The organism is Vibrio sinensis (assembly GCF_003605645.1).
Lineage (GTDB): Bacteria > Pseudomonadota > Gammaproteobacteria > Enterobacterales > Vibrionaceae > Vibrio > Vibrio sinensis.
On record NZ_QVMU01000027.1, the window covers coordinates 54847 to 64585 of the forward strand.

The following is a 9739-nucleotide window of genomic DNA, read 5'->3' on the forward strand; positions in this document are numbered from 1 at the left end:
TGATGAACTGACTGATATGGATATCAAAGGAGAAGATTGTTATTGCTATCAAATCTGTCGTTTGGATGATCGGTGCTTTATTCTCATTTTGTCTGATGGCCATTGCGGCCAAAGAATTAAGTGGGATCCTAAATACGTTTCAAATCCTCTTTTTCCGCAGCGCGATTGGAGTATTAGTCGCGACAAGCATCATCCTATTGTTAGGAAAACCTGGGTACTTCCAGACACACCGCTTTCCATTGCATGGCCTACGCAATCTATTCCACTTTGCAGGGCAATATGGGTGGTTTGTAGGAATTGGACTTTTGCCACTGGCTGAAGTATTCGCGATTGAGTTTACCGTTCCCATTTGGACCGCATTGATTGCCCTATTATTTCTTAACGAAAAGATGACGCGAAGAAAAGGATTGGCTCTCTCGCTCGGTTTTGTGGGGATTTTAGTGATCGTCCAGCCCAGTGGTGAAGTCATCAATTGGGGAGCGATGATTGTGCTATTGGCCGCCTTTGGCTATGCCATTGCTTATGTTGCAACTAAATCGCTCTCGTCTAGTGAGCACCCACTAACCATCATATTTTATATGTGTACGATTCAATTCCCAATCAGCTTACTACTGGCACTCTCAGAGTGGCAAACCCCGCAAGGTATACAATGGGTATGGATTACATTAATTGGAATCACTTCGTTATCGGCACATTATTGTATTGCCAATGCGATGAAATACTCCGATGCCAGTGTGGTGGTGACGATGGACTTTCTCCGTTTACCCGCTATCGCGTTAATTGGAGCCATGTTCTACTCCGAGTCCCTCTCGCCCTCTTTAATCTTGGGCGCGCTACTGATTTTATCAGGGAATTCCCTCAACATCAGATCATCTAGAAACAAATAAAAAAGGAATGCGCACCGCTATTAAATCCACTGTGCGCATCCACTATATTTCTCTATTGGAGACTAAATGAAGTGATCGGGTCAATTTCTTTGACCAACTCTTCCACTTGTTTAATCGCCTCGACTGCGCTGCTCGCTTTGCGATAGCTTAGATAAATAGGGCGCTGCCAGTTATCTACATCAGATACTTTAAATAGCTGTCCACGCTCAATAAACGGAGCGACCATAGGGGCTGGTAGATAAGCACTACCACCTTTCTCTAGGATGAAGTCTAATGCAATACGTGCCGTCGATGTACGAAGATAGGGCGCGGGTACTTTCGCATGTCGCTCAGCATGCTCTGATGCGAATTTAGTGCCCCAATCAACGTATACATATTTATCTTTAAACACATTTTCAATACTGACTGGCTCAGTCGACACCAGCATCAGTACAACGTCTGCCACTTTTTTACAGTTCAGTTCGTCTGCTTTAATTTGATCAAAGGCAAAGGCCATGTCCAAGGTTCTTTCTTGTAAGCTACGAACCAATGCTTCACGGCCCATGACTTCTGCCATGAAACCATAGCCGTCAAATGAATCAGTGACGACACTCAAACAGTTTTGTAAATACGCATCCCAAACATTGGGGGTACCGCCCATAGTGAGCTGTAGTGCTTTACCACTTTCAAGTGATAGTTCCAGTTTCGCTTGTTGCAGCGTCGCTACCATCACCTCGGCATAGCTCACCAAACGCTCACCTGACGACGTCAATTTGATGTTATTGCGGTCTCGAATGAATAGCTGAGTGTCAAAATAGCTTTCTAATTGCTTGATACGAGCACTCACAGCTGCTTGAGTTATATATAAATTTTCCGCAGCACGGCCAAAATGTCGGACTTTTGCTAATTCTAAAAACGTTCTAAAGACCTTTACGTCCATCTTTAATCCCCTGGAAATGAGCCGTGTAGATTAGCAAGGAATGCTATTTTGTATATTGATTTTTGATGAAAAGTGTTATGCAACAGCAATAAAAATAACCAATAATTTCGATAAAAAAGTTTTGTTTTTCTTTTGTAAAAATTACGCCTAATTTTCGCTCTAGTTAACTAACGTAGGTTATAGAGGCTAATACCATGTCTGACACAGAATTCCGTCACGGCAAAAAGCGTTTTTACGACAATACTAAATTCCCTCGCGGTTTCGCGAAGTCTGGTGATTTTACCCTTGCTGAAGAAGAAATTCTAACGCTTTATGGCGACACCATGCTTGGTCTAGAGTCTGGAAATTTAGTGCCTGAAAATGCTGAAGAAAAACATTTTATAAAAGTTGTAGAAAACCCAGGTAAAGCAAAATCGAAACTAGAGCGTGTATGGTTAAAATACACTCAACTAGCTCGTGGCCGTAAGCGTTTCCATACTCTAAATGGTCGCACTAAACCTGAAGCGTCTGATGACTACGCAGAAGATACTAGCTTAGTTGAAGAAGATTAATCGTGTAAATGCTCAGCTTCTCTATGGTGCTGAGCATTTATTTATCGACTGAAGCATCACTTTCAGTACCCGTAAAAAACGTTCTTTCTGCCATTCATCGTCATAATCCAAATGATAGGTATTATGAAACCCTAACTTCAGTTGCACCCCATTTCCCCTTAAATAAATGCTGTATCCGTCATAGTCACTAAACGCTTCTATTCCTTGATATTGTTTCCCATATTCTGTGGGTTCCCCTTGCTCCATTACTAAACTATAAACATGCAATAATTGACGACAATCCAGTTCATTTATCATTGCTTTACCTCCCTAGCAGCGGGTTTTACGTTCCATTTTTTATTCGTTGTATTCAAAACAAAGTATGGCTATCTGATATCAAAACGCCAAATTCATCACAAATCGAACTATTGGGTTTAATGCTAATTTAGCACTTAACCTAAACCGATCACTTGGGAGGAGAAACAAAAAAGCCAGCAACATACGTCACTGGCTTCAATTTAGAGGTTATTTGTCTTGATTTGACTCAGGAGTTCATTAAGTCCAGAAAAGTTTCGCTATGATGGTTAGAGCGATGATACAGAAGATGTTTAATACGATTCCGACTCGCATCATCTCACTTTGCTTGATATGACCGGAACCAAACACGATTGCGTTAGGTGGGGTCGCCACTGGCAACATGAATGCACACGATGCCGCAACAGCGATCAATACCGACAAGATAACGGGAGACATACCGAACGCTTCTGCCACTGTTGCAAAAACCGGAATCAATAGAGCCGCACTCGCGGTATTACTTGCAAATTCAGTTAGAAAAACAACAAATACTGCAATCGCAACAATGATGAAGAAAACTCCTAAATGGGAAATCATATCGCTCAAGCCATTCGCCAAAAAGACACTAGTTCCTGTCGCTTTCAATACGTTACTCAAGCAGATACCACCACCAAACAACAGTAATACGCCCCAGTCTGCTGTCTTCTCAATATCTTTCCAGTGAACAACACGAGCAAAACTCACCGCCACAATTGCGCCAAGCGCAACGATGGTATCAAACTTGGAATAGCCGCCAAGCATGGCATTAATTGGTTTACTAAAAATCCACAAACATACTGTGGTAGCAAAAATGGCCAAAGTAACAACTTTACCTTTATCCCAGGTTACCGGTTCAAAATTGAGTTCAAACTGGCCATTTAGTTCTGGTTTGAGCATGAAGAACAGGACAGCAATCGCCATTGGCAATAAAACCAAGGTCGTTGGCAAACCAAATGCCATCCAATCTGTAAACGTTAAACCGACCTCCGCTGCTGCAATCGCGTTAGGTGGGCTACCAACGATTGTTGCGATGCCACCAATACTGGCACTGTAGGCAATCCCTAACAGCACAAATAAATAGGTTTTATGACCACTTTCAGAGTTCACTTTACTCAGAACACCGAGCACCAGAGGCAACATCATGGCAGTGGTGGCTGTGTTACTGATCCACATAGAAAGACCAGCAGTCACGCCAAACAACATAAATACAGCAACGCTCATTTTGCCTTTTGCGACGATCAGTACTTTATCAGCAATGACTTTATCTAAGCCTTGGCGATGCATCGCCGCTGCAAGTGCAAAACCACCTAAAAACAAAAAGATGATTGAGTTAGAGAAGTTGTTGAGCGCAGTTTGTGTGTTAAACACCCCAAAAAGGACCGCCATAATCGGCACTAAAATTGCCGTAACGGTGACATGCAAAGCCTCTGTTAACCACAAAATGGCAACAAAAATAAGCATGCTTAACCCAAGTACAACTTGAGGCTCAAAAGGCAGGGTAAAATAAAGAATGGCGAAAAGTAATACATCAGCGATGATGATCAAGCTATTACGATTAAAAAACCATTCTCGGGTATTGTTGGGCAGGGGGACACTATCATTTCGATTCATTATTATATTTCCTTATAAGGGCCAGATGGCACAGCAAATGATCCCACAGAACCCTTTTCGGAAATATTTTTCTTTGCGATTTTGTTAACCATGTCAATATTATGGTTATGATATTAACACTATGAATAATTTAACATTATCTAAAGTTTCTATTTAACAAAGTCTATCAACTCATCAAAGCTCTGCATTACTTGCTCACATTTCATGACACGTCCATGCCCTTGCCCTTGTGTTGGGTACAAGGTCACCTTGTCCATCTCTTGTGCCGCTCGTGAAGAAACATCGAATTTAGTGAATTTATCTTGCTCATCATGAACAATGATTGTCGGGGCTGTGCGCAATTTCAGTTTTCCGTATGGATCTACCGATTGAATAGGGTAACGATACTGATCGGCAATCTCAGTGACGATAGTATTAAACAGACGCATTGAATAACCTGAACGAGCTACGCTGCTAAATAAGTTGTCCAAATAATCCAAAACCGGGGCGATCAGAAGCATCGGCTTATCCGTTAATTTTACATGGTGACACTCAATTGCCGATGCAGTTCCCATACTATGCCCTACAAGGCCCGCTACATCGTCGACGCTATCCAAAACGGCTTCTAAACCACGTACAAACGCCGGAATATGGCCATAGACGCCCTCACTTTCACCATGACCGGGGTGATCATAAGCTACTGCCGTGTATCCTCGACTCGCGATATGTTCCATAAGCGGATAATACTGACTCGCTGTTCCTGACCAACCATGAGTAAGCACCCAAACCGGGCCGGTGCCCAATTGGTAGGTTTTCAAGACTCCCTCTTTTGAGACGACTTCACCACGGATTAGCCCTTTCGGCTCCAGGTTTTTCGATTGTGTTCTTACTGGTGTGAGTAATAGTTTACGCGCAGTTTTCTCTGCATGACGTGGCGCCAACCTATGGTGCAATCGCGTACTTAAACTAACTAAGCTTCGTTTAACGCTAAATTTGTTTGATGTATTAAAATAGATTTTTTCACTCATGGTCATTTTCCTTATTGGTTCGTTTCTCGCGTATCGCTTTACAACAAAAACGAACGACCGTGCTTTTTAATGTGCTGCTAATTATTGCTACGCGTTTTATTCCCACAACGCAATAACACTGAGATTATTGTCTGGATGCAATGCTTATTGGCTAAACGGTTCCAACGGATTACGCTTTCCAACGCTGAAGTAACTGTTCAACACCATGCCAAAAATGATCATGACTGACTTGCTGACCATGAATGGTATAAAACAGATGTGCACTCAAGTAGAGACCATACAGCTCGAAAGTGGCTTGCTTAGGTTCAAGCTTTGAATCAAACTGACCACTCTCAATCCCCTTGCTGATTTGAATGTTCAAATAGTCTATCCAAACGGTAATCGAGCGTTGAAGAACTCGTTGGATTGGGCATGATTTATTGTTGTTGTCTTTCCATGCATCCAAAAACATACAACTGCCTTGAAATGAATGATTCCATCCAAGCCAGTTGTCCAAAATAGCTTTCAGTTTCTGTTCGATATTCTCTGAGTTCAGCTCTCGAGCAGGAATAATGACGCGATCGGCAAACACTCGAAATGCGTACTCAATCACCTCTATCTGTAGGTTCTCTTTCGAGTTGAAGTGGGCAAACAAGCCACTTTTTGACATTCCGCATTGCTTAGCAAGCTCGCCAACTGTCAAACTTTCCAACCCATTTTGACTAGCAAAATCAAATGCCTGAGAGAGAATACTTTCTTTAGTAACTCTACCTTTACTCATCGACTACCCTGTTGAAACTTTCTTTCCACTCCTATTTTTAGCACGATCGTACTTTTTTTCAACCCCGACCAGTTAACCGAGAAGATCAGACGGTAGTCATTTCACCATTTACCATGACCTATTTGAAACGATAGTATTTATCGACAGCATAGAGGCAAGAATACAAACGTAACATCTCAAAGCAGTGATATTATGCTTATTCATCAACAAACCCTGGGTATGACAATTGAAAAACTTTGATGTGAACTTATTGCGAGTATTTTCTATCTTACTGGAAGAACGTAATGTCACTTCCGCAGCAACCCGTTTGCATTTAAGTCAATCGGCGGTAAGCAAGCAATTAGCGAAGCTACGCCTCTCTTTTTCAGATCCCTTGTTTGAGCGTGAATCAAAAGGTTTATATCCCACCCCTAAAGCATTAGCACTTGCACCCAAAATCCAAGAAATTTTACTACAAATAGATCAACTGACATTGCCAGATGACTTCGAACCAGAACAAAGTCGACGTGTCTTTCACATTGATCTGATAGAAACAGCATATGTCGTGACCTACCCGCGTTTCATGCCTGCTGCTATGCACAAAGCGCCTAGTATCACTGTCAATAGTCGAACGTGGAATGATGAAAGCTTCAAACGTCTAATGAAAAGAGATATCGACTTTGGTATTGGTATTTTTGAATGGGATGAACGATCTCATTCCCACGTTAGTAACATCCCCAAAGAACTCAATTACATTGAATTAATGCGCGACTATCCCATTTGCTTAATGCGTCCAGATCACCCAGCGCTGAAAAAGGAATGGAATATTGAGACTTTCCTCGCTTATCGCCATATCCAAGTCACCGACGGCGGAATCAATAAATGGCTATTACAAGAAATTTTAGAGTCAGAATATCAGCCTGTTAACTACGCCGTTAACATGTCAGACCTAAGGAGCGCACTGTCACTCTGTGAACAAAGTGATCTATTACTCTGTTATCCCATTTCGTCCGTTAGGGAGTTTATCAAAGATAATACGCTCATCATGAAAACGATCCCGTTGACGATAGCGCCCGGAGGGCACTTTTTGCTGTGGCACAAACACTTTGATGATGATCCTGCTCATAAGTGGCTACGAACCTTGATCATCGATCTTGCTTCCTCTGGCATCGAAGAGTCGAGTGACACGCCTACAAATTAATGACATATCGAACGAATAAAAATGAGTACGCACACCTTTTTCATCAAACCAACTTTACCCCCTTGTTAGAAAGTTGATTTGTATCTCGAAATTAGAATTTAGTCTCTTTAAATAAAAGTTCTGTTGATGAAAAACCCTTGTTCACAACCGGTTTCCTGATAGCGTGACGCCGTTATCTTTTTGAATGAAATGTTGTTATGAATACAAATAAAATTGCCAGTATTGAATTAGGTCGCGTTATTGCGATCTTTGTTATTGTCGCCATGCATTGCCAAATGTTTCTCAGTTACTTCCTCTACAATGAAACACCTTGGTTTGGGTATATATTCAATCAATCAACCCGTTTTGCCGTCCCGCTATTTTTCCTGATTTCAGGTTATCTGATCCAGCCTAAATTGGCCGCTAATCCTATTTCAACGCTCAAGAGCTATTGCTCTCCTTTACTACGTGTCTTTCTCGTGTGGAGCGTTATCTGTTTGGTCATGCCATTCCAATGGCAAACCATGGCAGAGCAAGGTTATCTCGTTGAACGAAGTGGATATTGGGGCTACCTTGCCAGCACACCACTCAACTCTATTTTAGAGGGTGGACTGGTTCATTTATGGTTTATTCCTGCGTTAATGTGCGCGGCACTGATCGGCGCTGTGCTGTCGTATTTTAACAAACTAGCACTATTTGTCCCTGTTGGTATCGCTTTGTATGTCTATGGGGTATTAGCAGGTAGTTACCAAGATTTAACCGAGTTTTGGTCACCATTCTTCACTCGAAATGGACCATTCTTTAGCACACTACTGTTCGCAATAGGGGTTGAAATTCGTCAACAAAAAATCACAGCGACAGCCAAGCAAAGTCTATTTCTCGCAGGCTTTGGGATGGCGATACACTTTACCGAAGCGTTTTTCTTATCCACTACCGGGCATGCGTTTAATGCCAACGATTTCTTATTCGGCACTATGCTATGGGGAACGGGGATTTTCCTTTTCTTGTTAGCTAAGCCAAACTTGGGGCAAACACCGATTGTGATGAATTTGTCCAAATCTGTGTTGCCTATATACGTCGTACATTTACCGATGATTATAGTGATGATGAACGTCACCAGAACACTACAAGTCACTGGCCCACTAAAAGATATGTTGGTGTTTGGTGGTACTCTTATTTTGACACTGGCTCTAGTTAAAGGTATTGAAAAAACACCTTTAAATCGTTTCTTATTCCGTTAAGCACACGCCATCAATATTGAGATGAAAGCACCGTTATTGAACTCATCCGTTTCTTAGAGAATCGGTTGTTTTGCCCGCTTTTTTGGCGAAGTAACGGTGTTTTTTATTGACGATATATCACCCAATATGTGCCAATGAATCCCAGTGATCTTATCATGATTAACCAAAGCTAAATTACGGTTTACGCGCCAAATCCCTTGCTAGAATGAGTGCTAATCCAAATACCTGCAGAAATAGCCCAATATTCTTATACCAAGCTATCCGATCGTTTAAGCCAATCATCACCTCGGTTATGGTGATATTGTCCAGATAATAGGTATCTATTTGCTTACGTAAGCGTTGCTGAGCCTTATCTACTCTCATCATCAAAACCGGAATATTCTCAACCGTTAGTGCTGGAATAGGTGCCATTAACCACCCTTCAAATTGGGCCATCATTGCTGAATTTAAAACGGCGTCAGTAGGTTTATGCTGTGCTTGGCTAATATGTAACAGCAATACTTCTCGCTTTCTTTCTAATGTTTCGACACTATTCCAAGCCAATTGAATTGAGTACACATTCGCGTTTTTTTGTTCGGTTAATTCGGCTATCTCACCACTCAAACGATCGAGAACGATACTCGACATCAAAATAGCCAGCACGTTTAACACCAATCCAATCAGTACGAGTAACCAAGCGGGAGGCAAGCGTAATCGACTCAAATTAATTGGCTCCAAGGCAAATAGTAAAGATTAAGAGCCATCAAACCTAACATGACCGAAAATGTAAGTTTCATTCCCAAGACTCTTCCAGACAATCGATCATTTAAAATCGCGCGAGCATGCAAGACTCGACCAATCACAAATAGGATACCCGCGAAGTGAATCCAATAAACACTGGCTCCATTTTGTTCCACCAACGCCATCAACAATAGCGTAATCGGGATATAGTCCATTGCATTACTTTGCGCACTGCGCGCTATTTTTAAAGCATCTACCCCTCCATCTGCATAAGCAACTTTGGCAATTCTGCGTTGCTTAATCACTTGAAACGACAGCCCCATCATCATCCCTGCCAATATCACGGCATAAAGTGCGGTGATCATATTGTTTCTCCTTTCACTCACATAGCTTTGAGTTTAGAAGAAAAAACCCAGCACGTAGGCTAATGCCACTCGCTTAAGAGCGAGTGGCATTTTTATCTCTAGAGCGTGAGGGGTATTTTTGCGCTTTTTTTAGCACAGCTCTGGGGTAAGGCTTTCTTTTTCTCTTTTTAGGAAGTATTAGCCGTTTGCCATTGTCCCTCAACTCTT

General features: G+C 41.9%; 11 protein-coding genes. 4 read left to right on the forward strand and 7 right to left on the reverse strand.

What is annotated here, in order from left to right; genetic code table 11:
• Nucleotides 1-65: 65 nt before the first annotated feature.
• Nucleotides 66-887 carry a DMT family transporter gene (locus DZ860_RS20050; RefSeq protein WP_120034675.1) on the forward strand — a complete coding sequence of 274 codons (822 nt, stop codon included), beginning with the start codon at nt 66-68 and terminating at the stop codon, nt 885-887.
• Between the two features lie 52 nt (nt 888-939).
• On the opposite strand, the gene DZ860_RS20055 is transcribed toward DZ860_RS20050, so the two are convergent.
• Nucleotides 940-1806, reverse strand: coding sequence for a LysR family transcriptional regulator (locus tag DZ860_RS20055; protein ID WP_120034677.1), 867 nt, complete (start codon nt 1804-1806; stop codon nt 940-942).
• 194 nt (nt 1807-2000) lie between these two features.
• Here DZ860_RS20055 and DZ860_RS20060 point away from each other — a divergent pair, with 194 nt between their 5' ends.
• Nucleotides 2001-2357: a MaoP family protein gene (locus tag DZ860_RS20060; protein ID WP_120034679.1), complete on the forward strand. Its 357-nt coding sequence runs from the start codon at nt 2001-2003 to the stop codon at nt 2355-2357.
• A gap of 21 nt (nt 2358-2378) precedes the next feature.
• Here the strand turns inward: DZ860_RS20060 and DZ860_RS20065 are convergent, their stop codons facing one another.
• The 4 genes from DZ860_RS20065 to DZ860_RS20080 all read right to left on the reverse strand — a co-directional run bounded on the left by DZ860_RS20065 (nt 2379) and on the right by DZ860_RS20080 (nt 6047).
• Nucleotides 2379-2654, reverse strand: coding sequence for a DUF3081 domain-containing protein (locus tag DZ860_RS20065; protein ID WP_120034681.1), 276 nt, complete (start codon nt 2652-2654; stop codon nt 2379-2381).
• A 237-nt stretch (nt 2655-2891) separates the two neighbouring features.
• Nucleotides 2892-4280, reverse strand: a complete 1389-nt coding sequence (locus tag DZ860_RS20070) for an SLC13 family permease (protein WP_120034683.1) — start codon at nt 4278-4280, stop codon at nt 2892-2894.
• 149 nt (nt 4281-4429) lie between these two features.
• Nucleotides 4430-5287: an alpha/beta hydrolase gene (locus DZ860_RS20075; protein WP_120034684.1), complete on the reverse strand. Its 858-nt coding sequence runs from the start codon at nt 5285-5287 to the stop codon at nt 4430-4432.
• A gap of 169 nt (nt 5288-5456) precedes the next feature.
• Nucleotides 5457-6047, reverse strand: coding sequence for a TetR/AcrR family transcriptional regulator (locus DZ860_RS20080; protein ID WP_120034686.1), 591 nt, complete (start codon nt 6045-6047; stop codon nt 5457-5459).
• A 226-nt stretch (nt 6048-6273) separates the two neighbouring features.
• On the opposite strand from DZ860_RS20080, the gene DZ860_RS20085 reads away from it, so the two are divergent.
• Nucleotides 6274-7227 (forward strand): LysR family transcriptional regulator, encoded by a 954-nt coding sequence (locus DZ860_RS20085; protein WP_120034688.1) that lies wholly within the window; start codon nt 6274-6276, stop codon nt 7225-7227.
• 197 nt (nt 7228-7424) lie between these two features.
• On the forward strand, nt 7425-8447 hold the full coding sequence (locus DZ860_RS20090) for an acyltransferase (RefSeq protein ID WP_120034690.1): 1023 nt from the start codon (nt 7425-7427) through the stop codon (nt 8445-8447).
• 174 nt (nt 8448-8621) lie between these two features.
• Here DZ860_RS20090 and DZ860_RS20095 read toward each other — a convergent pair whose 3' ends face one another.
• Entirely contained in the window at nt 8622-9149 is a 528-nt protein-coding gene (locus tag DZ860_RS20095; RefSeq protein WP_120034692.1) for a DNA mismatch repair protein, read from the reverse strand.
• Nucleotides 9146-9532, reverse strand: a complete 387-nt coding sequence (locus DZ860_RS20100) for an MAPEG family protein (RefSeq protein ID WP_120034694.1) — start codon at nt 9530-9532, stop codon at nt 9146-9148. The genes DZ860_RS20095 and DZ860_RS20100 overlap by 4 nt, the downstream gene beginning before the upstream one ends.
• Nucleotides 9533-9739 lie beyond the last annotated feature (207 nt).